This window comes from Streptomyces sp. NPDC107500 (genome assembly GCF_055582785.1).
Window position 1 is genome coordinate 378,156 of record NZ_JBVJPF010000009.1, and the last position, 23,629, is coordinate 401,784.

23 protein-coding genes are annotated in these 23,629 nt (G+C 73.0%); 9 read left to right on the top strand and 14 right to left on the bottom strand.

What is annotated here, in order from left to right:
* Positions 1 to 72 precede the first annotated feature (72 nt).
* Both ACZ67M_RS33695 and ACZ67M_RS33700 read left to right on the top strand, forming a co-directional pair.
* Positions 73 to 1,182 carry a DUF5925 domain-containing protein gene (locus tag ACZ67M_RS33695; RefSeq protein WP_392013980.1) on the top strand — a complete coding sequence of 370 codons (1,110 nt, stop codon included), beginning with the start codon at positions 73 to 75 and terminating at the stop codon, positions 1,180 to 1,182.
* 16 nt (positions 1,183 to 1,198) lie between these two features.
* Positions 1,199 to 1,930, top strand: coding sequence for a DUF72 domain-containing protein (locus tag ACZ67M_RS33700; protein ID WP_469853927.1), 732 nt, complete (start codon positions 1,199 to 1,201; stop codon positions 1,928 to 1,930).
* A 71-nt stretch (positions 1,931 to 2,001) separates the two neighbouring features.
* Here ACZ67M_RS33700 and ACZ67M_RS33705 read toward each other — a convergent pair whose 3' ends face one another.
* Positions 2,002 to 2,370, bottom strand: a complete 369-nt coding sequence (locus tag ACZ67M_RS33705; RefSeq protein WP_361360550.1) for a GntR family transcriptional regulator — start codon at positions 2,368 to 2,370, stop codon at positions 2,002 to 2,004.
* 71 nt (positions 2,371 to 2,441) lie between these two features.
* Between ACZ67M_RS33705 and ACZ67M_RS33710 the strand changes: the two genes are divergently transcribed.
* Positions 2,442 to 3,368 (top strand): GNAT family N-acetyltransferase, encoded by a 927-nt coding sequence (locus tag ACZ67M_RS33710; RefSeq protein ID WP_361360548.1) that lies wholly within the window; start codon positions 2,442 to 2,444, stop codon positions 3,366 to 3,368.
* On the top strand, positions 3,349 to 3,849 hold the full coding sequence (locus ACZ67M_RS33715) for a ribonuclease FAU-1 family protein (protein WP_469853909.1): 501 nt from the start codon (positions 3,349 to 3,351) through the stop codon (positions 3,847 to 3,849). The genes ACZ67M_RS33710 and ACZ67M_RS33715 overlap by 20 nt, the downstream gene beginning before the upstream one ends.
* Before the next feature lie 32 nt (positions 3,850 to 3,881).
* Here the strand turns inward: ACZ67M_RS33715 and ACZ67M_RS33720 are convergent, their stop codons facing one another.
* Positions 3,882 to 4,499 carry a class I SAM-dependent methyltransferase gene (locus tag ACZ67M_RS33720; protein WP_467320908.1) on the bottom strand — a complete coding sequence of 206 codons (618 nt, stop codon included), beginning with the start codon at positions 4,497 to 4,499 and terminating at the stop codon, positions 3,882 to 3,884.
* A gap of 151 nt (positions 4,500 to 4,650) precedes the next feature.
* Between ACZ67M_RS33720 and ACZ67M_RS33725 the strand changes: the two genes are divergently transcribed.
* Entirely contained in the window at positions 4,651 to 4,785 is a 135-nt protein-coding gene (locus ACZ67M_RS33725; RefSeq protein WP_361360542.1) for a hypothetical protein, read from the top strand.
* 31 nt (positions 4,786 to 4,816) lie between these two features.
* Here ACZ67M_RS33725 and ACZ67M_RS33730 read toward each other — a convergent pair whose 3' ends face one another.
* A complete protein-coding gene (locus ACZ67M_RS33730) occupies positions 4,817 to 5,275 on the bottom strand; it encodes a GNAT family N-acetyltransferase (RefSeq protein WP_392239379.1) in 459 nt (152 codons plus the stop codon).
* A gap of 177 nt (positions 5,276 to 5,452) precedes the next feature.
* Between ACZ67M_RS33730 and ACZ67M_RS33735 the strand changes: the two genes are divergently transcribed.
* A complete protein-coding gene (locus ACZ67M_RS33735) occupies positions 5,453 to 6,526 on the top strand; it encodes a lytic polysaccharide monooxygenase auxiliary activity family 9 protein (RefSeq protein ID WP_469853910.1) in 1,074 nt (357 codons plus the stop codon).
* Between the two features lie 68 nt (positions 6,527 to 6,594).
* Here the strand turns inward: ACZ67M_RS33735 and ACZ67M_RS33740 are convergent, their stop codons facing one another.
* Both ACZ67M_RS33740 and ACZ67M_RS33745 read right to left on the bottom strand, forming a co-directional pair.
* Positions 6,595 to 7,461: an esterase/lipase family protein gene (locus tag ACZ67M_RS33740; protein ID WP_392104907.1), complete on the bottom strand. Its 867-nt coding sequence runs from the start codon at positions 7,459 to 7,461 to the stop codon at positions 6,595 to 6,597.
* Between the two features lie 199 nt (positions 7,462 to 7,660).
* Positions 7,661 to 8,107, bottom strand: coding sequence for a MarR family winged helix-turn-helix transcriptional regulator (locus ACZ67M_RS33745; RefSeq protein WP_392104905.1), 447 nt, complete (start codon positions 8,105 to 8,107; stop codon positions 7,661 to 7,663).
* A 223-nt stretch (positions 8,108 to 8,330) separates the two neighbouring features.
* On the opposite strand from ACZ67M_RS33745, the gene ACZ67M_RS33750 reads away from it, so the two are divergent.
* Entirely contained in the window at positions 8,331 to 8,705 is a 375-nt protein-coding gene (locus tag ACZ67M_RS33750; protein WP_161331547.1) for a cupin domain-containing protein, read from the top strand.
* Positions 8,706 to 8,717: 12 nt separating this feature from the next.
* Here the strand turns inward: ACZ67M_RS33750 and ACZ67M_RS33755 are convergent, their stop codons facing one another.
* Positions 8,718 to 9,689 (bottom strand): DNA polymerase Y family protein, encoded by a 972-nt coding sequence (locus ACZ67M_RS33755; RefSeq protein WP_392013955.1) that lies wholly within the window; start codon positions 9,687 to 9,689, stop codon positions 8,718 to 8,720.
* Positions 9,686 to 13,165 (bottom strand): DNA polymerase III subunit alpha, encoded by a 3,480-nt coding sequence (locus tag ACZ67M_RS33760; RefSeq protein ID WP_469853911.1) that lies wholly within the window; start codon positions 13,163 to 13,165, stop codon positions 9,686 to 9,688. The genes ACZ67M_RS33755 and ACZ67M_RS33760 overlap by 4 nt, the downstream gene beginning before the upstream one ends.
* A 165-nt stretch (positions 13,166 to 13,330) precedes the next feature.
* On the opposite strand from ACZ67M_RS33760, the gene ACZ67M_RS33765 reads away from it, so the two are divergent.
* Positions 13,331 to 14,392 (top strand): DUF3533 domain-containing protein, encoded by a 1,062-nt coding sequence (locus tag ACZ67M_RS33765; protein ID WP_385797340.1) that lies wholly within the window; start codon positions 13,331 to 13,333, stop codon positions 14,390 to 14,392.
* Positions 14,393 to 14,511: 119 nt separating this feature from the next.
* On the opposite strand, the gene ACZ67M_RS33770 is transcribed toward ACZ67M_RS33765, so the two are convergent.
* The 6 genes from ACZ67M_RS33770 to ACZ67M_RS33795 form a co-directional block, all read right to left on the bottom strand.
* Complete coding sequence (locus ACZ67M_RS33770; protein ID WP_469853912.1) at positions 14,512 to 15,594, bottom strand: S1 family peptidase; 1,083 nt, start codon at positions 15,592 to 15,594, stop codon at positions 14,512 to 14,514.
* Positions 15,595 to 15,991: 397 nt separating this feature from the next.
* The gene (locus ACZ67M_RS33775; protein ID WP_122617405.1) at positions 15,992 to 16,894 is read right to left on the bottom strand and encodes a S1 family peptidase; all 903 of its coding nucleotides are present in this window, start codon (positions 16,892 to 16,894) and stop codon (positions 15,992 to 15,994) included.
* A 205-nt stretch (positions 16,895 to 17,099) separates the two neighbouring features.
* Positions 17,100 to 17,885 (bottom strand): DUF1684 domain-containing protein, encoded by a 786-nt coding sequence (locus ACZ67M_RS33780; RefSeq protein WP_469853913.1) that lies wholly within the window; start codon positions 17,883 to 17,885, stop codon positions 17,100 to 17,102.
* A gap of 4 nt (positions 17,886 to 17,889) precedes the next feature.
* Positions 17,890 to 18,915 carry an LLM class flavin-dependent oxidoreductase gene (locus ACZ67M_RS33785; RefSeq protein ID WP_392013945.1) on the bottom strand — a complete coding sequence of 342 codons (1,026 nt, stop codon included), beginning with the start codon at positions 18,913 to 18,915 and terminating at the stop codon, positions 17,890 to 17,892.
* On the bottom strand, positions 18,912 to 19,991 hold the full coding sequence (locus tag ACZ67M_RS33790; RefSeq protein WP_361360520.1) for an LLM class flavin-dependent oxidoreductase: 1,080 nt from the start codon (positions 19,989 to 19,991) through the stop codon (positions 18,912 to 18,914). Before ACZ67M_RS33790 ends, ACZ67M_RS33785 begins: the two co-directional genes overlap by 4 nt.
* A gap of 363 nt (positions 19,992 to 20,354) precedes the next feature.
* A complete protein-coding gene (locus ACZ67M_RS33795; RefSeq protein WP_385797350.1) occupies positions 20,355 to 21,545 on the bottom strand; it encodes a DUF5685 family protein in 1,191 nt (396 codons plus the stop codon).
* Between the two features lie 288 nt (positions 21,546 to 21,833).
* On the opposite strand from ACZ67M_RS33795, the gene ACZ67M_RS33800 reads away from it, so the two are divergent.
* Entirely contained in the window at positions 21,834 to 22,271 is a 438-nt protein-coding gene (locus tag ACZ67M_RS33800; RefSeq protein WP_122617409.1) for a cell division protein SepF, read from the top strand.
* A 62-nt stretch (positions 22,272 to 22,333) separates the two neighbouring features.
* On the opposite strand, the gene ACZ67M_RS33805 is transcribed toward ACZ67M_RS33800, so the two are convergent.
* A complete protein-coding gene (locus ACZ67M_RS33805; protein ID WP_450733791.1) occupies positions 22,334 to 23,527 on the bottom strand; it encodes an acyl-CoA dehydrogenase family protein in 1,194 nt (397 codons plus the stop codon).
* Positions 23,528 to 23,629 lie beyond the last annotated feature (102 nt).

The following is a 23,629-nucleotide window of genomic DNA, read 5'->3' on the forward strand; positions in this document are numbered from 1 at the left end:
CGCCTGCCGCCCGTACCGCGTGTGCCCGGGAAACCGGGTGCACGCGGCGGCCGGGTGCCGGATCATGGCGGCATGTCCGTGAACCCGCACGACGCCCTGCCGATCCGGCTCAACGTCGACGACAGCGACTCCCCGTCCGACGTCGTCGACGCGCTGTTCCTCGGCCGCTTCGCGACGGGCGAGCAGCCGTACTCGCACGCGACGAACATCGACCGCGTGCGGTCCGCCGCCACGCTGCTGCCGCAGGGCGCGCGGGTGCTGCGGACCGCCCGCGACGACGACCGCAGCGCGACCCTTGCGGAGGGCGACGGCTGGACGCTGCTCGTCTCGCGGTGGAACCGGGGCGCCGACGTCACGGTGACGGCGACCAGCGCCGAACTGGCGGAGAAGGTGCTCGGCGAGGCGACCGACGGCGCGGCGGACGAGCCCGAACCGCAGCCGGAGAACGTCACGATGGGCTTCTGGTACGTCTCCCCTCGCCGTGGCCCGCACCGCACCACCCGGCAGATCTCCGCGGGCACCTGGGAGGAGGTCCGCGCCAACTACACGGCGCCGGTCGCGGACGCGATGGACGGCCTGATGAAGACGGGCCCCGAGGACATCGCGGGCCGCCTGCTGCTCCTGCACGGGCCGCCCGGCACCGGCAAGACCTCGGCACTGCGCACGCTCGCCCGGTCCTGGCGGGACTGGTGCCAGGTGGACTGCGTACTCGACCCCGAGCGGCTCTTCTCCGACGTCGGCTATCTGATGGACATCGCCATCGGCGAGGAGGACGCGGCGGGCAAGGGCCGCTGGCGGCTGCTGCTCCTGGAGGACTGCGACGAACTGATCCGCGGCGAGGCCAAGCACACCGCGGGGCAGGCGCTGTCGCGGCTGCTGAACCTCACGGACGGTCTCCTCGGCCAGGGCCGCAACGTCCTCGTCGGCGTCACGACCAACGAGGACCTCGAACGCCTCCACCCCGCCGTAGTCCGGCCCGGCCGCTGCCTGGCCCGCATCGAGGTCGGCCCGCTGACCCGCCGGGAGGCGATCGGCTGGCTCGGCGGCGAGGCCGCGGGCCTGGAGGAAGCAGTGGGCCGCGAGGGCGCCACCCTGGCGGAGCTGTACGCGCTGCGCCGGGGCACCTCGCCCACCGCGCTGCCGGAGCCGCGGGCCGGTTCGGAGGCCGGGCTCTACCTGTAGCTGCTTTGATGGGGGTATACCCCTGTTCGTCGGCACGTCGGGCTGGCAGTACCGGGACTGGCGGGAGGCCTTCTACCCGCCCGGTCTGCCGGTGCGGCTCTGGCTGGAGCGGTATGCGGACGTCTTCCCGACGGTCGAGATCAACAACGCCTTCTACCGGCTGCCGGCGCGCGAGACGTTCGAGGCGTGGCGGGAGCGGGTGCCGCCGGACTTCGTGGTCGCGGTCAAGGCGAGCCGCTACCTGACGCACATCAGACGACTGCGTGACCCGGCGGAGCCGGTCGACCGCCTCATGACCCACGCGGCGGGCCTGGGCGACCGGCTCGGCCCGGTCCTGCTCCAGCTCCCGCCGACCCTGCGTGCCGACCCGGCCCTCCTGGACACCTGCCTCGCCTGCTTCCCGCCCGGGACGCGGGTCGCGGTGGAACCACGGCACGGCTCCTGGTGGACGCGCGAGGTCCGGGAGGTGCTGACGTCCCGGGGCGCGGCCCTGTGCTGGGCGGACGTCCGGGCCCGCCCGGTCACCCCGCTGTGGCGCACCGCGGACTGGGGCTACGTCCGCTTCCACGAGGGCCGAGCCACCCCGTGGCCCCAATACGGGCGCCGCTCCCTGTCCACATGGCTCGACCGCATCACCACGACCTGGCCCCCCGACCAGGACGTCTACGCGTACTTCAACAACGACCAGCACGCGGCGGCGGTGAAGAACGCACAGCTATTCGCAAGGCTGGCGAAACGCGCCCCGTAAGGGGCGCGGGGAACTGCGCGACAAGCCACGACGCACCCGCTGACAGGAGCGCACCGGGACCAGAACGGCGCTCATTCCCCGAAGGCCGCCCGCAGCGCATCCCGCACGGCGGCCAACGCCTGCGCCTCCGTCAGCCCGAGCCGTCGAGCCCGCTCGGCATAGACCCCCGCGGCGGACGCGACCTCCCGCTCCGCAGCCGAGCCCGCGGCAGCGACGAACGTCCCGTTGCGCCCCCGCGTCTCGATCACCCCGTCCCCCTCCAGCGCCCGGTACGCCTTGGCGACGGTGTTGGCGGCGAGCCCCAGGGACTCGGCCAGTCCGCGTACGGTCGGCAGCCGGTAGCCGACCGGCAGCGCGCCCGAGCGGGCCTGGTCGGAGATCTGCGCGCGCACCTGCTCGTAGGGCGGCGCGCCGTCGTCGATGTGGATCTTCAAGGTCACGGGGTGATTGTCCCGTATCCCCGCGAAAATGAGAGGCACCCTACGGCCCACCCGCCGTAGCGTGCGCCCACATGACCGTTCTTGTGCGCGACCTGCGCAGCGATGATCCGGCCGATGTCGCGGCCTTCGCCCATGTCCGCCATCTCGCGGTGCCGTTCATCCTGTGGACGCCGGAGGCCATCGTCCACCGGCTCGTCCACACCCACCCGGACGCCCGCAGCCGCTCCCTGGTCGCGGAGGAGGACGGTGAGGTGATCGGCACGGCGCAGATCGGGCTGGTCCACGACAGCCCGGAGCCCGGCCAGGGCTTCCTCAACATCTACGTCCACCCGGAGAGGTTCCGCCGCGGGGCCGGCGGGCTGCTGGTGCGCACGGCCGAGGAGTACCTGGCAGGCGAGGGCGCGTCGAAGCTGTACTCCTGGGTGCTGGACGGGCCCGGCAACCTGGCCTTCGCCGAGCGGCACGGCTACGAGCGGCGGCGCGCCGCGCACTTCCTCCGGCTGGACCTGGCAGGCGCCGCGCTCCCGCCCCTGCGGACCCCTCCCCCGGGCGTCGAACTGCGCACCGCCGCCGACTTCGCGGACGATCCGCGCCCGATGTTCGAGCTGGACGCGGAGACGGTGGCGGACGAACCGAGCGACGTCGACGTCGAGTTCACGGACTACGAGGCGTGGCTCGCGGACACCTGGCGGCACCCGCTGCTGAACCGCGAACTGACGACGGTCGCGGTCGTCGACGGACGTCCCGCCGCCTTCAGCGTCGCCTACACCGACGGCACCCGGTACGCGACCGCGATGACGGGCACGGTCCGCGCGCAGCGCGGCCGGGGCCTGGCCAAGCTCACCAAGACCGCCTCCCTGCACCGGGCCCGCGCGGCCGGCTGCACGGTGGCCTTCACGGGCAACGACGCCGACAACGGCCCGATGCTCGCCATCAACAAGTGGCTCGGGTACGAGGTATGCGCGACGGAGGTGCGCCATGTCCGCGAACTCGGCTGAGCCGCCCGCCCGGGTGGACGTCGTCCTGGTCAAGGCGGGCCGTACGAAGATCCGGTACCCGAGTGAGCTGCTGCACGACGACGGCACCCGCCTCGCCGTACGCGCGCCCTGGGCCGGTGACGGCGTCCGCGACTTCGGCTTCGTGCGCTTCGAGGCCGGCGACGTCTTCACCGAGTACTACTGGCGCGACCGCTGGTACTCGGTGAAGGAGGTCCGCACGGCCGCCGGAGCGCTGAAGGGCTGGTACTGCGACATCACCCGCCCCGTCGTCCTGACCGGCACGGAGCTGGTCGTCGAGGACCTCGACCTGGACCTGTGGCGCTCCGCCGACGGCGCGGACGTACGACGCCTGGACGAGGACGAGTTCGCCGAGAGCGGCCTGCCGGACAGCGACCCGGAGGCGGCAGCGGCGGCCCTGGCCGCACTGGACGAACTGGAACACCTGGCCCGCGGGAACGACTTCACGGACCTGCTGGCCTAGGGGTGTCGTTCGGATCTTGCCGGGGTCGCGCGTCACCCGGGCAACGCGACCACCGCGTACCGCTCGTCCGTCACCTCCCGCCCCCACAGCGCGGGGTCGTCCGACAGCCGCTCCACGCGCACGCGCCCGGCGAGCGGGGTGAGGAGGGCGGTGAGCTGGTCCGCGGGTATGCCGACCGGGGAGACGGTCCCCCACACGCCCTCGACCAGGACCAGCCGGCCCCCGGGGCGCAGCAGGTGCCGCCAGCGGCTCAGGGCCCGGCCGGGGTCGGGCAGGGTCCACAGGACGTGCCGGACCAGTACGGCGTCGAAGCGCTGCTCGCCCACGGGTGGTGCCGCGGCGTCACCCTCGAGGAACACCGCGTCACGACCGGCGAGTTTGGTCCGGGCCAGCTTCACCATGGCCGGGGACCGGTCGACGCCGGTGACGCGGTGTCCCTGCTCCGCCGCGAGGAGCGACAGGCTGCCGGTGCCGCAGCCCAGGTCGAGGAGGTCGCCGGGCCGTGCGGGCAGCCAGGACGCCAACCGGGCGGCCCAGGCCCGGCGTACGTCCGGATCGCGCAGGCCGTGGTCCGGCTCGTCGTCGAAGTCCGCGGCTTCCGCGTCCCAGTCGACACTCGATGTGGTCGTCCCGTCACGGTTTTCTTCCATGCACCCAGCGTGACACCCGCCACTGACAACGGAGTCGGGGCGGGGCGACGTGACAACCGCCACTGACAGGGATGCATCGATGAGTGAGTCTCGGGGAAAGGGTCTACCTCCGTGAGAACGCGGAACCCGGTGGATCCGTAAGGAGGCAGCCATGCGCCGTCTGACCGTGCAGAGGCCCCTGAAGAAGAGCGACACCCGCCGAGTCCGCGAGGAGGTCGACGAGCGGCCCGCGGGGCGGCCGGAGGTGCGCAAGGACATCGCGCGGACCTGGTGGCCGGAGAGCTGACCGGGCGGGCGCGTCATGAGACGCAGACGTGTCAGGGCAGCCGCTTGCGGTAGTGGACGCGGTCGTAGGGCCCGTCCACTCGGCGTTCCACGAGCCGGTACCCGTACTTCGGGTAGATCTCCTGGTTCTCCCACATCATCGCGTTCGTGTAGAGCCTGACCTCGGGCAGGCCCAGCGCACGCGCGTGCGCGTCCACGAACCGCAGCAGCCGCCGCCCCACACCCCTGCCGTGGGCGTCGGGGTGGACGGCGATGCTGTCGAGGAGGAGATGGCCGGGGCGCGCCTCCACGACGACGAGGCCCACCGGGTCCCCTCCCGGTTCGCACGCGACGAAGACCCTTCCTGCGGCCACGTTCGCCGCGTGGTCCGCCTCCATGGGCTGCGGCACCATCCCGATGCGCTCGATGTAGGGCCGGTAGGCGGCGTCGGTGATCGCCTTCACCGCGGGTACGTCGTCGGTGACCGCCTGTCGGACCTGTGCGTCTTCCACACCTCGAACGGTACCTACCTCAGCTCAGCCTGAGCACTCCCTTAACGCGACCATAAGGATCTCCATCACCCCTCTCCAGCAGGCGATTTCACGGTTTCTTGGGGCTAGTTTGCTGATCACCCCACGGGTTCCGGCCCACGTCCCCACGTCCACCGTGACCGTCTTCAGGAGATCCCCATGCCCGCACCCTCCGCGTCCCGCAGGGCCGCCGCCGTCGCCGTCGCCGGTCTCGCCCCGCTCGCCCTGACCACGCTGGCCGCCGCTCCCGCGTCGGCGCACGGCTCGATGGGCGACCCGGTCAGCCGGGTGTCGCAGTGCCACGCCGAGGGCCCCGAGAACCCGCAGTCCGCCGCGTGCAAGGCCGCGGTCGCGGCCGGCGGCACGCAGGCCCTCTACGACTGGAACGGCATCCGCATCGGCAACGCCGCCGGGAAGCACCAGGAGCTGATCCCGGACGGCAAGCTGTGCAGCGCCAACGACCCCGCCTTCAAGGGCATGGACCTGGCGCGCGCGGACTGGCCCACGACCAGCGTGAGCAGCGGCTCGTACACCTTCAAGTACCGCGTGACGGCCCCGCACAAGGGCACGTTCAAGGTGTACGTCACCAAGCCCGGCTACGACCCGGCGAAGCCGCTGGGCTGGGGCGACCTGGATCTGTCCGCCCCGGTCGCCACGGCCACCGACCCGGCCGCCTCGGGCGGTTTCTACACCTTCTCCGGCAAGCTGCCCGAGCGTTCCGGCAAGCACCTGCTGTACGCGGTGTGGCAGCGCTCGGACAGCCCGGAGGCGTTCTACTCCTGCTCCGACGTCTCGTTCGGCGGCGGTGCCGCGGGCGAGGAGGCGGCGGCCGGCGAGGGCGCGGACGGCGGGAACGCGGGTGGTGAGAGCGCGGGTGATGAGAGCGCCGCCGGCACCGCCCCGGCGCCCGAGGCCTCCGCGCCCACCGACGAACAGCTCGCCGCCGCGGCCGACAAGTCGACGATCGAGCATCAGGGCCACGGCGACCAGGACGCCGAGACCACCACCGACCCCACGGACCCGGCCGCCGCCCCGGACACCGAGGCCGCCGCGGAGCCCAACGAGGTCAAGGCCGCCGGCGGGGGCACCGAGAACCTCGCCGAGACCGGCGGTGACAGCAGCACGCCCTACATCGCCGTCGGCGGCGCCGCCGCCCTGGCCCTCGGCGCGGCCGCGCTGTTCGCCTCGGTCCGCCGCCGGGCAGTGACGACCGGGGGCCGGCACGGCCGCTGATCCGGGACGCGGGGTCCGTCCGGCGGCTCAGGCCGGACGGACCCCGCCCTGCGTTCCGGGCGCCCCGGTCAGCCGAGGACCGAGGCGCAGGTGGTGGGCTTCGCGCGGGCCGGGTCCAGGGCGTTGGCCACCTCGTGGAAGGCGATCCGGTCGAGCAGCCCGATCGCCAGGTGCTCGGAGAGGTCGAGGGGGCACAGGTCCTGCAACAGGACGTTGCGCACCCCGGGGCCGCTCAGGAACTGGCTGCGGTACGGGGTGACCACCTCGTCGTACTTCGTGGCGAGGACGGTGTAGCGCACGCCCGGCACCGTGTCGCCGCCCGCGTTGAGCTTGGTCAGAACGTCGGAGCCGACGACCTGGTCGGCGAGGGCGGGGGTGTTCTCGTTGAGCAGGTCCCCGACGCCGGGGAAGTACGGCAGCAGGTTGGTGAGGCCCAGGAGCGTGGTGCCGTGGTTGCTGGGCGCGATCCCGACCAGGGCGTTCACCTCGGCCGCTCCGCCGAGGAACTTCAGGTAGTAACGGGGCATCATGCCGCCCTGCGAGTGGCCGACGATGTCGGTCTCCGCGGCGCCGGTCGCGGCGAGCACCCGGTCGACGTAGGCGTCCAGTTGCTCCGCCGACTTCTCGACGGGACCGAGGCCGTGGAAGAACGGGACGCCGGGCAGTTGGCCGTAGTCGAGGGAGAAGACGCAGTAGCCGCGGTTCTTCAGGTAGGGCGCGAGGCCGAGCCAGTTGTCGACGGAGTTCCCGAAGGTGCCGTGGACCAGGACGACGGGGCGGGGATGGGCGGCGGAGGGCTTGCAGCCGTAGTCGTTCCAGCCGGCGCTGGGGCGGGCGTCGGCGGCGTGGGCGGCGGTGGCGGCGGGGAAGAGGGCGGCCGCGGCGGTCAGCAGCAGCGCGGTCAGCGGTCTGAGCAATCGTCTCCAGGGCAGCATCAGGTGATCTCCTTGCGGCTCATGGGGGTGCGACAGGGAGGCGCGACGACAGGACGCCCTGTGATCCGGATCACGGGATGCTGTTCACTCGTCAAGTTACGGGCGAGTAGCACAGGTGTGAAGTTACGCGTCAGTAAAAACTTCCGGCGATAACCAGAGCGCGAGGCACCGCAGGTGATAAAGGGTCACCAAAGGCGGGTCACCAGGCGGGCCGGACGGGCCCACCCGGCGCGACGCGCAGCAGACGGTCCCGCAGGGCGCGGACCTCGTCCTCGCCGAGCACCTCGACCCACGCGCCCACGGCCTCCGCCGCCGCCTCCTCCGCGGCCCGCGTACAGGCCCACCCCGTCTCGGTCAGCACCACCAGCCGGGCGCGCGCGTCGGCGGGGTGCGGCCTGCGCACGGCGTACCCCTTGCGGACCAGCTCGTCGACGAGCTGGCTGGCGGCCTGCTTGGTCACCCCGAGGTGCACGGCGAGGTCGGTGACCGTCGCGCCGTCCGGGGCGAGCCGGGTGAACGCGAAGCCGTGCGCGGGCCGCAGCCCCTCGAAGCCGCGAGCGACGACCCCCTCGTGGATGCGCTGCGTGAGCCCGCCGGCCGCGGCGAGCAGGGCGGCGGAGAGGGTCATGGCGTCGGAGTTCTGCACGGAGGCATTGAAACACCCTTGACGTATTGGTCAAGCTGCTTGACCATTTCACTTCCACCGGCCGTCGGCTGCGGGCAGTCGGTGGCTGGTCGCGCAGTTCCCCGCGCCCCTTGAGGGCGTCAACTGAACGCCGGTAAGGGGCGCGGGGAACTGCGCGAGCAACCACGACGCACCCGCAGCCGACAACACACCGCAAGCCCCCTCACCTCGCCCAGGAGCCCCCGTGCCCGTCATCCGCTCGTCCGAAGGCGTCACCCACGAGATCCACGGCGCCCGTTTCGTCTCGTACGCCACCCCCCGCACCGGCAGCAGCCAGCTCTGCGCCTGGCGGGGCGAGATCCCGGCGGGGACGCGGGCGCCCGCGCACACCGTCGACCGGGAGGAGATCCTCCACCTGCTCACCGGCGAGCTGCTGATCGTCCTCGACGGCCGCACCGAGCGCGTCGCGGCGGGCGACACCGTGATCATCGGCCCGGGGGCGACCCTCGCCGTGGAGAATCCCACCGACCGGACGGCGACGACCTGGGTCACCACCTCCGTCGGCCTGACGGCCGAACTGGCCGACGGCACCCGGCTCACCCCGCCGTGGGCCAACTGACCCGCGAGGGCCTCAAGCCACCGCCAGGGACCCCGGCATCACCGCGCGCGGCCCGAACTTCGCTCGCGCCCGGTCCGCGACCTCCTCGATCCGGCGGACCTTCTCGTCCACGGGGTCGAAGGTGAGCTGGTGGGAGGCCTGTTCGGCGGGGGCGAGGCCCTCGGCGCGCAGGACCACCGACCGGACCCGGGCGCGCTGGAGCCCGAGCGCCTCGTACATGCCGTACGCGGCCCGCGTCAGCGCAGCCGAGTGCGCGGTCGGCTCCTTCAGGGTGCGGCTGCGCGTGGTGGCCGACCGGTCGGCGTAGCGCACGGTGAGGGTGAGGGTGCGGCACACCTTGTCGACGGCGCGCAGCCGGGCGCCCAGTTCCTCGGCGGCCGAGAGCAGGGCGCGGCGGTGCCGGCCGGGGTCCAGCTCGTCGCGGTCGAAGGGGCGTTCGGCGGCCAGTGAGCGGGAGATCCCGTTGGGGACGACCCGGCCGCGGTCGATGCCGTTGGCCTTCTCGTGCAGCTCGCGGCCCGTCCGCGCGCCGAGCAGGCGCTGGAGCGTGGACAGGGGCGCGGCGGCGACCCGGCCGAGGGTGTCGAGGCCGTACTCGCACAGCGTGCGGGCGGTCGCGGTGCCGACGCCGGGCAGCGCGGCGACGGGCTTGCCGGCGAGGAACTCCCGCACCCCGCCCTCGGGCACCGCGCGGGTCAGCCCCGGCCGGGCGTCCCGCAGGGCCATGCGGGCCGGCATCGGGCCAGGCCCGGCGCCGATCAGGCAGTCGACGCCGTACAGCGCGAGGGCGCGGACGCGGATCACCGCGGCCAGTTCCACGGCGTCGCGGCCGAAGTACCGCTCGGCGCCGCGCAGGTCGGCCAGCGCGCCGTCGGGTGGCAACGCCTCGACGACCGGCGTGAACTCCTCCAGGAGCCCCAGCAGCTGGGGCAGGGCCGCCTCGTGCATCGGCGGCAGCTGGAAACGTACGCAGAGAATGGTCATCCCGCACTCCCCGGACTCTGGTGCCACAACTTCCTTCCCACCGCGGGCCCTTCGCCCGCGGGGCGCAGATCGGCCCAGGGGTGCATCTCGTACCCCGTGGACATGCGGATCCTCCGCTGCCCCCCGTCGCCGTCGGCCGCCCCGGGACCCGCGCCGGGGGCCTCGGCGAGCCGGGCCGCGACGCCCTCCAGGCCCTCCTCGCCCCGCACCTCCAGCAGGTCGGCGAGGTTCCAGGCGGCGGAGCCGACCACGCTGAGGCTGCGCGGGCCGCGCCGCTGCACCACCCCGCGCACCAGCAGCAGCCAGGAGTGGAAGACGGTGTGCGCGCAGGCGTCGTGGGAGTCGTCGAAGAAGGCGAGGTCGACCAGGCCGGTGCCGTCGTCGAGGGTGGAGAAGATGACCCGGCGCCCGGAGCGGATCGGCGGGGTCTGCGTGGCCGCCTTGGCGCCGGCGACCAGCACCGTCTCCCCGTGCCGGGCCTCGCGCAGCCGCTTGGCCGACACCACGCCCAGTTCGCGCAGGAAGGTGCGGTGGTCGTCCATCAGGTTGCGCGAGGCGTCCATGGACAGCACGCCCAGCTCTGCGCTGAGCCGCTCCGCCGAGGTGAGGTCGGGCAGTCCGGCGGACGCGGTCTTCCGGCCGCCGGCCAGGGGCAGTTGGTCGCCGCGTCCGGCCCTGGCGCCGCGGTGCAGTTCGGTCAGGTGCAGTTGCAGGTCGCGGCGGTTGGCGCCGAACGCGTCCAGCGCGCCGACCTGGGCGAGCCGTCCGGCCAGCGGCCTGCTGGGGCGGGCCCGTTCCCAGAAGTCGAGCAGGGAGGCGTACGGCTGCCCCTCGGCGGCCCGTTCCGCCTCGGCCTCGCTGATGCCGTGCACGTCGGAGAGGGCGAGGCGCAGACCCCACACGGGCTCCCGCCGCTTGCCTTCGGACACCAGTTCGATCCTGTGTGCGACCCCGGACTTGTTCACGTCCAACGGCAGGATCGGCACCCCGCGCCGCCGCGCGTCCGCCAGCAGCAGCCGCTTGGGGTACATGCCGGGGTCGTGGGTGAGCAGGCCCGCGTAGAAGGCGGCCGGGTGGTGGGCCTTCAGCCACGCCGACTGGTACGTCGGCACCGCGAAGGCGACCGCGTGCGCCTTGCAGAAGCCGTACGAGCCGAAGGCCTCGATGATCTCCCAGGTGCGCTGAATCGTTTCCGCGTCGTACCCGTGCTCCGCCGCGTGCTGGGCGAACCACACCTTGATCCGCCCCTGCGACTCCGGGTCGGAGAGCCCGCGCCGCACCCGGTCCGCCTCGCCGCGTCCGCAGCCGGTCATGATGTCGACGATGTCGATGATCTGCTCGTGGAAGACGACGACCCCGTACGTCCCCTCCAGCGGCTCCGCCAGGTCCTCGTGCGGGTAGCGCACCGGCGCCCGCCCGTGCCGGGCCTCGATGAACGGCCGCACCATGTCGGCGGCGACCGGCCCGGGGCGGAAGAGCGAGATGTCGACCACGAGGTCGTGGAAGGTGGCCGGCTGGAGCCGTCCGACCAGGTCCCGCTGCCCCGGCGACTCGATCTGGAAGCAGCCCAGCGTCTCGGCGGAGCGGATCATCCGGTACGTCGCCGGGTCGCCCTCCGGTACCGCGTCCAGGTCGACCTCGGTGCCCGTGGCCCGCTTCACCTCGGCGACCGCGTGCGCCATCGCCGACTGCATCCGCACGCCGAGCACGTCCAGCTTGAGCAGGCCCAGGTCCTCCACGTCGTCCTTGTCGAACTGCGCCATCGGGAAGCCCTCGCCGCTGGTCGGCATCACCGGCGTACGGGAGAGCAGGGAGGCGTCGGACAGCAGGACGCCGCAGGGGTGCATGGCGATGCCGCGCGGGAGGGCGTCGAGGCCCTCGACCAGCTCCCAGAACTTGCCGTACCTCCCTCCCCCGTCCCGGCGGGACTCCTCCGCCAGCTCCCTCAGCTCGGGCAGCTCCTCCAGCGCGGCGCGGGCGTCGCGGGCGCGGATGTGCGGGAAGGACTTGGCGACGCGGTCGATCTCGGCCGGGTCCATGGACAGGGCGGCGCCGACGTCACGGACGGCGTGGCGCACCCGGTACGTCTCCGGCATCGCGACCGTGGCGACCCGCTCGGTGCCGAACCGGCCGATGATCGCGCGGTAGACCTCCAGCCGGCGCGCGGACTCCACGTCGATGTCGATGTCGGGCAGCACCACCCGCTCCCTGGACAGGAACCGCTCCATCAGCAGCCCGTGTTCGACCGGGTCGGCGTGCGCGATGCCGAGGAGGTGGTTGACGAGCGAGCCCGCGCCGGAGCCGCGCGCGGCGACCCGGATGCCCATGTGCCGCACGTCGTCCACGACCTGGGCGACGGTGAGGAAGTACGAGGCGAAGCCGTGGTGGGCGATGATGTCCAGCTCGTGGTGCATCCGCTCCCAGTACTCCCGGTGGCCGCGCCGCCGGTCGTAGCCGCGCAGCACCATGCCGGCCACCGCCCGGGAGGCGAGCGTCCGCTGGGCGGTGCGGCGGCCGGCGCCCACGAGGTGGGGTTCGGGGAAGTGGACGGCGCCCATGCCGAGGTCGTCCTCGGGGTCGACCAGGCACTCGGCGGCCGTGGCGCGGGTCTGCTCCAGCAGGCGGTCGGCGGTGTCACGGCGGAAGCCCGCGGACTCGACGATCCGCTCGGCGGCGTGCCGCATGGCGGCGGCGTCCTTGAGCCACGCCTCACCGGAGTCCAGTTCCCTGGTGGCGTCGATCGGGACGAGGCGGCGGGCGGCGTCCAGGACGTCGGCGACCTGGCCCTGGCCGGGGTCGGCGTACCTGACGGCGTTGCTGAGCACCGGCCGGACGCCCTGCTCGGCGGCGAGACCGACGGTGCGGGCGGCCAGCCGCAGGGAGCCGGGGCCGGTCCCCTCCCGGCCGTGCCAGACGGCCTCCAGGCGCAGGGCGTCGCCGTAGACCTCCCGCCAGGGAACGAGGAGCTTCGCCGCGCGGTCGGGGCGGCCGGCGGCGAGGGCGCGGCCGACGTCGGAGCCGGGGCCGAGCAGGACGGTCAGGCCGTCGGCGTGGTTGTCGGCCCAGGCGAGCAGCGGGGTCTCCTCGGCGGTGTGGGCGGCGGAGACGAGGCGGCACAGGTCGGCCCAGCCGCGGGCGCCGTCCCGGGCGAGGAAGCTGACCCGCGGGGCGGACTCGTCGACGAAGGCGCCGCCGCGCACGGGGACGCGGCGCCGGTCCCGGCGTACGGAGGTCTCCGTGCGGCCGGTCCCGGACTCGGGGGCGGCCACCGCCAGGTCCGCGCCGAACAGCGGGCGGACACCCTCCTTCGCGCAGGCCTTGGCGAAGCGGACCGTGCCCGCGAGGGAGTCGCGGTCGGTGAGGGCGAGGGCGTCCATGCCCCGCTCCGAGGCGCGCTCGGCCAGCCGCTCCGGGTGGGAGGCGCCGTAGCGGGCGGAGAACCCGGAGACGGTGTGCAGATGCGTGAAACCCGGCACACGCACCTCCCGATCTCATGAACCCGACGTCCTGGGCCTACGCCTATCGAACGTCTGTTCCCAACTACCTCACCCCCACCATAGACCAATTTTCGAATGTGTGTACGACATCCGTTCGGCCCCGTCCCACCTGCGCAAACACCCTCAGGCCCGGACCGTGAGGACATGTCACACACACCGGGCGACACCGGCACGCGCAGCACCTCCTTCCTCTCCGAGGTGAAGGACGCCGTCACCCCGCGGGCCACCCTGCTCGTGCTCGGCGTGATCGCGCTCCAGCTGCTCTTCATCGCCTCCTACGTGGGTGCGCTGCACGACCCGAAGCCGAGGGACGTGCCCTTCGGGGTGGCCGCGCCCCCGGCGGTCGCCGACCGGACGGTGAGCGCGCTGGAGGGGCTGCCCGGGTCGCCGCTGGACCCGCGGACGGTGGCCGACGCGGCGAGTGCCCGCAAGCAGATCGAGAACCGGGACATCGACGGCGCCCTGGTCGTCGACGCCTCCGGCCGCACCGACACCCTGCTGGTCGCCTCCGGCGGCGGCACCGTCCTCGCCACCACCCTGGAGGGGCTGGTCGCCGAGGTGGAGCGGAGCCAGGACCGCGCGGTGCGCACCGTCGACGTGGCCCCCGCCTCGGCCCAGGACTTCGACGGGCTGTCGTCGTTCTACCTGGTGGTGGGCTGGTGCGTCGGCGGCTATCTGTGCGCCTCGATCCTGGCGATCAGCACCGGCGCCCGGCCTGCCAATCCGCGCCGCGCGGGGATCCGGCTGATCGTGATGGCGCTGGTGTCGATCACCGGCGGACTCGGCGGCGCGGTGATCGTCGGGCCGATCCTGGGCGCGCTGCCCGGCAGTGTGGTGGACCTGTGGGGGCTCGGCGCGCTGATCACCTTCGCGGTGGGCGCCGCCACGCTCGCCCTCCAGGGGGTCTTCGGGATCGTCGGCATCGGGCTGGCGATCCTGCTGGTGGTGATCGCGGGCAACCCGAGTGCGGGCGGGGCCTTCCCGCTGCCGATGCTGCCGCCGTTCTGGCAGGCGATCGGACCGGCGCTGCCGCCGGGCGCGGGCACCTGGGCGGCGCGTTCGATCGCGTACTTCGAGGCGAACGACGTGACCGAGTCCCTGCTGGTGCTCTGGGCGTGGGCGGTCGCGGGGACGGTCATCGCGATGCTGGCGTCCGTACTGCGCCGCGAACGCCGGGAGCCGGAGCTGCCCGCGCGGGCCGGCTGACCCACGGCCTCGCACACCCACGGCATCGCACACACGGCGACGTACGCACACGGACGCGCACACGCGGAAGTCCCGCCCCACAAGGGACGGGACTCCTGCGTACTGCGTACCGCTCCTGCTCAGCCGATCTGCGTACCGGTGGCCGACAGGGCCTCCGTCACCGGCTGGAAGAAGGTCTCGCCGCCGGAGGTGCAGTCGCCGCTGCCGCCGGAGGTGAGGCCGACCGCCTTGTCGCCCGAGAAGAGCGAGCCGCCGCTGTCGCCGGGCTCGGCGCAGACGTCGGTCTGGATCAGGCCGTTGACGATGTCGCCGTTGCCGTAGTTGACGGTGGCGTCCAGGCCGGTCACCTTGCCGTCGTGCACCTGGGTGGTGGAGCCGCTGCGGGTGACCTCCATGCCGACGGTGGCGTCGGCGGCGCCCGAGATGGCCTGGGAGGAACCGTTGTAGAGGTTCACCTCGCTCGGGTGGTCCACGTCGCCGCTGTACTTGACGAGGCCGTAGTCGTTGTCCGGGAAGCTGGACGTCACGTTCTCGCCGAGCTGGTTGCCCGAAGAGTCCTGCCAGCTGGTGATGCCCTCGGTGCAGTGCCCGGCCGTCAGGAAGTGCGGCTCGCCGCCCTTGGTGACGTTGAAGCCGAGCGAGCAGCGCCCGCTGCCGTCGGTGATGGCGTCGCCGCCCGCGATGAAGGGCTTGTACTCACCCTTGGTGCGCTTGAGTTCGGCCTTGGCGCCGAGCCCGTCGACCACCTTGGTCAGCTTGGTCAGCGCGGCCTTGGACACCGTGCGGTCCGCGGTGACGACGACCTTGTTGGTGGTCGGGTCGGTCGCCCAGGACGTGCCCGGGATGGCCGCGTCCTCGGTGAGCGTGGTGCGCGCGCTCTTCAGCTCGGCGAGCGAGTTCTCCACGACTCTGGCCTCGGCGCCCGCCTCCTCGACGGTCTGCGCGGCGGCGTCGTCGAGCACGTTGACGACGAGGCTCTTGGCCTGGGCGTCGTAGTACGTGCCCGCGGCGTCGGAACCGAGGTCGCCGAGCAGCGTGGAGGCGAGCTTTCCGGCCGCCGTGACCGACAGGGTCTCGGGGGCGGCGGACTGCGGGGCCTCACTGGCGTTCGCAGTCTGGAAGGTGACTCCCGCCGCGACCAGTGCGGTGATGCCCGCACCTACGACCGCGGCCCGTCGCTTGGGTATGCGTCGGTGCTTCAACTCATGTCCTCCTGTGGGGGGTCGGCCCGGGAGGTTGTGGGGACCTCGCGAACCGGAAGGCTGGTTGACGAGCGCTAACTCTTCCGATTCCACAGGGAGCACACAAGGTCGACTTCGAGACGTGCGCACGACAACTTCAGCGTGGTCACACGACCTTCACCATTCATGTCCCTTCCAGCAGGATTCACGGAGTGAACGCACCAGCAAACGCTACGGGCGAGTAACCGAAGGCCGGCCGAACCGGCCCAGCCCTGTCCGAAAACCACCCCTTGCCTCAGGGCCGTCGGGTGTGCGTCTACACGCGGTGGTCGCGCGGAGCCGCCCGGACCCGGACACGGGAGAGCCCCCGCACACCTGTTGGCGTGCGGGGGCTCGTCGTGCCGCCGGCCGGGCCGGACTAGTAGACGCTGACGCCGTAGGCGCTCAGGGCCTCCGTGACCGGCTGGAAGAACGTCGTACCGCCGGAGGAGCAGTTGCCGCTGCCACCGGAGGTCAGACCGTACGCGGTGCCGTTGCTGCCGTAGAGCGAACCACCGGAGTCGCCGGGCTCGGCGCAGACCGTGGTCTGGATCAGCCCGCCGACGACGTCGCCCCCGCCGTAGTTGACGGTGGCGTTCAGGGCGGTGACCCGGCCGCTGTGGGTGCCGGTCGTGGAACCGTCGCGGATGACGGTGGTGCCCACGCTCGGGGTGGCGGCGCGGGTGATGTCCACGCCGTTCGCGGTACCGGGCCGGGAGACCGAGCCCGTGTACTGCACGATGCCGTAGTCGTTGCCCGGGAAGCTGGAGCCCGCCGTCTGCCCGATGACCGTGCCGCCGGAGCTGGAGCGCCACGCGCCGGCGCCGTCGGTGCAGTGACCGGCGGTCAGGAAGTACTCGGTGCCGTTGGAGGCGCGGACGTTGAAGCCGAGGGAGCAGCGCCAGCTGCTCGCGTAGATGGCGTCGCCGCCCTGGATGAGCTTGTTGAACGTGCCGGGTGTGCGCTTGACCGTGAGCGCGCCGGCCTTGTCGCCGGCCTGCTCCTTGATCTTCGCGATCTCGGCCTGGGAGACGGTGCTGTCGACGGTGAGCAGCACCCGGCCGGACTTGCTGTCGACGGCCCAGGCGGTACCGGGGACGTCGGCCTTGAGCACCGCGCCGCTGGCACTGCTGAGTTCGGCGGCGCTGAAGGTGACCGGGGCGGGTGCCGCGGTCGCGCTGGGGATCGCGACGGCGGCCGCGGCCACGATGCCGGTGGATACGGCGATCAGCCGAGTCCGTCTCGTGATGCCGCTGCGGGGGGTGGTGCGCTTGATCCTCACTTTTCGTTCCTCCACATGGGAAGTCGGGGGCCCTCGTGTGGGGTTGGGGCCCGTGAGGCGCAGCCAGGGACGGACCTCCGGGTTCCGGATACGTCGTGCCCCTGACAAGCGCTGAGGTTGGAGTATTCGGCCGAACGACCGGTCGGCACAAGGGCGCCTTTCGGCCGTTGATCTTTGAACGACCTTTACCAACCCCCGCTGAACCTCAGCGCAGTTCCCGCTCTCCGGCCTCGACGCGGACCGCCAGCGTGTTCCCCGGCGGCGGGAAGGGACAGACGAAGTGGTCGGCGAACGCGCACGGCGGCAGCAGCGCGCGGTTGAGGTCGACCGTCGTACGGCCCTCGGCGTCCGGAGCGGCCGGGCGCAGGAACCGGAAGCGGTAACTGGTGCTTCCGCTGGTGCCGTCGGCGAAGACCGCCCACAGCGAACCGTCGTCCTCGACACTCACCTGGAGCGTGTGCTCCCGCCCGCCCAGGACGAAGGCCAGCTCCCCGCCGAGGGCCAGGCCGCGCTCCCTGCCGTCCGCGTTCGGCACCCGCACACTGCGCCGCCCGGTCTCGTACGGCGTGAAGCGCCCCGGCACCGACCAGCGCGGATCGTACGGGGTGGCCGCGATCCCGCGGAACGCCCGCCTCGGGCCGGCCGCCGGGTCGAAGTCGCGCACGCCCCACAGCCCCTCCCGGACCAGCACGACCAGCCGCCGCTCCCCGAGCGCCACCCGGGCCTCACCGGCCGGCCCCGCGTCGGCGGTGAGCCGCACCCCGCCGTCGAGGGGCCGTCCGTCCACGGTGAGCCCGTCGGCGCCGGTGGCCGTCAGCAGCACCGCGTCGCCGTCCTGCGTCCACCGCCCGGGGATGTCCGGAAGTTGCCCGTCCGGATAGTCCGCCGGCCAGTGGGTGCCGGTGAGGGCGAGCGGCCCGTAGGGCGCCGACACCGTCGCCACGCGGTGTTCGTGCCACCGCTTCCACTCGCCGGCTGCGTCCGTCGTCATGGGATCAACCCTTCCATACCGGTTCACGCAGACCGAGGTGGGAACGGAGGGTGGCGCCCTCGTACGCGGTACGGAACGCGCCGCGCTCCTGGAGCAACGGGACCACCCGGTCCACGAACTCGTCCAGCCCGCCCGGGGCCGGGTGCGGCAGGAGGACGAAGCCGTCGGCGGCGTCCCGCGCCACGAACTCCGTCAGCTCGGCGGCGACCTGCTCGGGGGTGCGGGCCCCGGCGGCGGTGTCCCCGAGGACCACGGTGACGCCGGACATGATCCTCAGGTCGTCCGGGTCGCGGCCGTACGCCGCCACGCGCCGCTTCACGTCGGCGTAGAAGGCGCGGCCGGCCTCCAGGGTGCCGTGCCGCGCGAGGAGCACGTCGGCCGAGGCCGCGGCGGACTCCCGGCCCTCCTCGGAGTCGTCCGCCCGGATCACCACCGGGTGCCCCTGCGGGGAGCGGGGCAGGGTGAACTCGCCCGCGATGTCGAAGTGCCGCCCGTGGTGGGCGAAGGGGCGGGGGGTGCCGTCGGGGGCCCAGGAGTCCCACAGCTCCCGCGCGGTGGCCACGAACTCGGCGGCGCGGACGTACCGCTCGGACCGGTCGAGGTGGCCGCGGCGCCGGAAGTTCTCGCCGGTGGAGGCGTCGGAGGAGGTCACCACGTGCCAGGCCGCCCGGCCGCCGCTGAGGTGGTCCAGGGTGGCGAGCCGTCGGGCGAGATCGAAGGGCTCGTTGAAGGTGGCGTCGGCGGTGGCCGCGAGCCCGAGACGCTCGGTGACGGCGGCGAGGGCGTTCAGCACGGTCAGGGACTCGGGGCGGCCGGCCACGTCGAGGTCGTGGGCGTGGTCCCCGTGCTCGCCCGGCCGCGGCTCCTCCGCGAGGAGGAAGAAGTCGAACAGGCCGCGCTCGGCGGTACGGGCGAGGTGTTCGAAGGAGGCGAACTCGATCTGCGGGCCCGCGGGCGGGTCGGCCCGGACGGCCGGGTGGGCGGCGCCGGGGAAGCGCGCGGCCAGGTGCATTCTCTTGGGTCCGGTCATGACGCTCCCCGCGCGACGGCGTACTGGTTGGCGGGCCGGGCCAGGCCCAGGTGGTCCCGGAGCGTGCCGCCCGGGTAGAAGGTGCGGAACAGTCCCCGGTGCCGGAGCAGGGAGACGGTGCCGTTGACGAGGCGTTCCAGGTCGCGGCGCGGCTCGACCGGCCTCAGGTGGAAGCCGTCGACGGCACCGTCCCGGTGCCAGGCGGCGATCAGTTCGGCCAGGTCGACGGGGCCGCCGCGGTAGAGCGGGCCGCGCGGTGTGGGCCGCGGGCCGCCTCCGCCGTGGCCGGGGTCGGCCGCGTACTCGCCTGACCCGAGGTCGATGTCCAGGGCCGCGAGGACCCGCAGACCGTCGGGGTCCCGGCCGTACTCCGCCGCGGACGCCCGCAGTTCGGCCCGCGCCACGGCGGCCCGGCCGGGGTCCGCGGTACGGACGAGGGCCACGTCGGCGTACCGGGCGGCGACCGCGCGGGCCGGCCCGCCGGTGGCGTCCACCACGCGCACGGGGTGTCCCTGCGGGGGCCGCGGCACGAGCGAGGGGCCCCGGACCGAGAAGGCGGAGCCGGTGAAGTCGACGTGGTGCAGCTTGTCCCGGTCGACGAAGCGGCCGGTGGTGACGGACCGGATCTCGGCGCCGTCCTGCCGGCTGTCCCACAGGCGGGCCGCCACGTCGGCGACCTCACCGGCCTCCTGCCACAGCGCGTCGGCGGGCGCGGCGTGCCGACGGCCGAAGAGACGGGCCTCGCCCTCGGTGGTGGACACCTCGATCCGCCAGCCGGCCCGGCCGCGGCTGACCCAGTCGAGGGTCGCCACGGCGGCCTGGACGTGGAAGGGCTCGGTGTGGGTGGTGGTGAGGGTGGGGACCAGGCCGACACGCCGTGTGGCGGGCGCCACCCGGGCCAGGACGGCCGACGCGTCGGGGCCGGGGCGGGCGAGGCCGTCGTCCAGCGTCACGAAGTCGAGCGTGCCGCGTTCGGCGAGGCGCGCCGCCGCCAGGTACTCGCCGGCGTCGTACACCGACCGCCGGTCGAGGGCGGCGGCCAGGTGCAACCGGCGCGGGACATGGGAGGAGGACATGCGAAGGCTCCGTGACATCTGGTCAGTCGGACACGGTGGATGGTGCCTTCACACGGCCGAGCCCCTCAGCAGGACCGTCCGCCGAGAGTACGGCGGTGTTTCGGTCGGCTGTCAAGAGCGTCCACACTGTGAGCAGCGCGTCTCAATTCGTTGACGCGGAACCGGATGCCTGATCCACTTGGCCCATGCATCCACAGCAGTGGCTGGTCACGCGCTCCCACATCGACTTCGGTCGAGTGTGGTCCTGTTCCTGTTGAGCCGACCCCCTGCCCGGCCCCGGCCTCCCGAACCCGCCGTTTCCTGAGCGGGTCTGACGTTCCGTCTCCCGCCTTCACACCCGCGCGCCCCTTCCCCTCGCATCACTCAGCAGCTGCACCCGCAGTCGCAGCCGTCGCATCCGCACCCGTCGCCGTCACAGCAGTTGCTGCAGCAGTCGCAGCAGCTGCAACATCCGTCGCACCCGCCGCAGTCGCAGTTGGTGCACGAGCCCTCCTTGCGTTCCCCGCTCCACGGGTCGTGGTAGGTGCCGCAGCACATCTGGCACGTACAGGCCAGCCCCACCCACACGGCGCACCCCGCGAGCAGCCCCCGCCGGTCGCGTCGGGGCGGTTCCGGGGGCGTCGGCCCACCGGGGCCACCGGGTGCGCCCGGGGTGCCGGGAGGGGCGTACGGATGGCCGCCGTGGGCGCACGACACGGTGCCGAACGCCCGGTCGACGGAGTTGCCCAACTCGTGCACGAGCAGCCGGTGCACGAGCCGTCCGTCGCCGAACTCCGCCTCGCGCAGGGCCAGCCGCACCCCGTGCACCGCGTCGTCGGCGAGCCGCCGGGCCTCGGTGAGCGGGGTCCCGGTCGCGGCGAGCGGGTTCCAGGCGCCGGACGCGGCGTCGGCCTCCCGGTCCTCCACGGCGTCCAGGAGATGGGCGAGCCGGCCGAAGAGGCGCCCGGCCTCGGCGAGCGGCTCGGCGTTGTGCGGGCGGCCGGCGAGGTGCGCGGTGTGCGCGAAGGCGGCGGCGGTGGCGGTCTCGGTCGGCTCGGTGACCGTGAGCAGCGGTGTGCCGGGCCCGGCGAGTGCCTCGATGCCGCCCTGCCGGTCCACGGCGTCGACCAGGACGGCCGTGTCGAACCCGACGGCACTGCCGCCGCGCGCTCCCGCCGCGTCCCAGCCCGTGGCGACCCGGCGGGCGGCGAGGGCCACCGGACGGCGCGCCAGCAGGCCGTCCCCGTCGGCGACATGGTCGCGCACCTTGGCCGAGGCCAGCACCAGCGAGACGGCCGCCGCCAGCCGGGCCCCCTCGCCGTGCGCGACGGACGCGGTACGCATCCCGCGCAGCGGACAGGGCCCGGCGGTGCGCCGCCCCGCCCCCGCACCACCGCTTCCGGCCTGAGCCTCCGTCAAAACCGATATGAGAAGCCCGTCATAGTTCGTCACGATCCGCGCGAACTGCCCGTGGTCCTTGCGCAGAGCGAGACACAATCCGCACAGATGCGCCATCCACTGGCTCGTGAGGCTCTCTCCGAGCCGGTGCCTGCAGGGCCTGACGATTCCGAACACGACACTCCCCCGTGGTTGGTACGACGCTGAGCTGCGGCATCGTACCGAGCCCTCGTTCACCCGTACGCACCCCGCCTCACCCGTCCGCCGCGAAGAATCATATTTCACTCACAGTCAGCAGCCGTTTGGGAAACGACCCTTGGGACACAAGGACTCTCGACGGATTCGCTGTGCACCAGTACCGTCACAAACCCCCCGGGCGGCGTCTATCCACTTGGCGCGACGTCCGCATCATGGATGACCATAGGGATGCGGAAGCACGAAAGACCGCTGTGAGAGGAGGCGTCCATGGGATCGGTACGCAAGGCGAGTGCGTGGCTCGGCCTCGTCGACGACAACGATGACGAGCGCTACTACGACGACGACTACTCCGAGGGCACCGAGTCCGGGGACGCCTGGGTCACGGACCCGCGGGTCAAGGTGGCCTCGGACGTGGCCGAGGAGAAGGGCCGCCGCATCGCGACCGTCACCCCGGACAGCTTCCGGGACGCACGGTCCATCGGCGAGCTGTTCCGGGAGGGGGTCCCGGTCATCATGAACCTGACGGCCATGGAGGCGACCGACGCCAAGCGCGTCGTCGACTTCGCCGCCGGGCTCATCTTCGGCCTGCGTGGTTCGATCGAGCGGGTGTCCACCCGGGTGTTCCTGCTCAGCCCGGCCGACACCCAGGTCATCAGCGGCGAGCCCGCCGCGCACCGTTCCGACGGTTTCTTCAACCAGAGCTGAGGCGGGGCCGTTCACCACGGCCCCGCCCGCCCCACGCCGGACTCCGCCGGGACCTGACCCGTCTACCGGAAGGCGTCGAGTCCGGTGAGCGCCTTGCCCAGCACCAGTTGGTGCATCTCGACGGTGCCCTCGTAGGTGAGCACCGATTCCAGGTTCGTCGCGTGCCGCATGACGGGGTATTCGAGGGAGATCCCGTTGGCGCCGAGGATCGTGCGGGCCGTGCGGCAGATGTCGATGGCCTCGCGCACGTTGTTGAGCTTGCCGAAGCTGACCTGCTCGGGACGGAGCCGGCCGGCGTCCATGCGCCGCCCGAGGTGGTGGGCGAGCAGGATCCCCTTGTGCAGTTCGACCGCCATGTCGGCGAGCTTGGCCTGGGTCAGCTGGAAGCCTCCGATGGGCCGCCCGAACTGCTCCCGCGACTTCGCGTACTCCACGGCCGCCTCGAAGGAGCTGCGGGCCGCGCCCATCGAACCCCACACGATGCCGTAGCGGGCGTGGGTGAGACAGCCGAGCGGTCCGCGCAGCCCGGTGACCTCCGGCAGTACGGCGTCGGCGGGCAGTCGTACGTCGTCCAGGACCAGCTCGCTGGTGACGCTGGCCCGCAGGGACCACTTGTGCTTGATCTCGGGGGCGGAGAAACCGGGGCTGTCGGTCGGCACCACGAACCCCCGGATGCCCTCCTCGGTCTGCGCCCAGACGACGGCCACGCCGGCCACCGACCCGTTCGTGATCCACATCTTGCGGCCGTTGAGGATCCAGTCCCCGCCGCCGTCCCGCTTGGCGTGGGTGCGCATGTTGGCCGGGTCGGACCCGTGATCGGGCTCGGTCAGCCCGAAGCACCCGATGACTTCGCCAGCGGCCATGCGCGGCAGCCAGGCCCGCTTCTGGTCCTCGCTGCCGAAGCGGTGGATGGCGTACATGGCGAGGGAGCCCTGCACGGAGACCAGGGAGCGGATGCCGGAGTCGGCCGCCTCCAGCTCCAGGCAGGCGAGGCCGTACTGCACGGCGGTGGCGCCGGCGCAGCCATAGCCCTCCAGCGACATGCCGAGCGCGCCGATGCCGCCGAGTTCGCGCGCGAGTTCCCGGATGCCGGGCAGCTCGCCCCGCTCGTACCAGTCGGCGACGTACGGCAGCACGCGGTCGGCGGCCCAGTCCCGCACGGTGTCCCGGATCGCCAGGTCCTCCGGGTCCAGGAGGTCGTCGATACCGAGGGGGTCGACGGGGTCGAAGGCGGGCAGCTTGGGGGACGAGGCCATGGGACACCCTCCGGGACGATAAAACTAGCAGTGCTAGTTACGGCTCGACGCCGACGTTACGCGGCAGTGTGGCGCACGTCCACCCTGTCTCCCACCCACGCA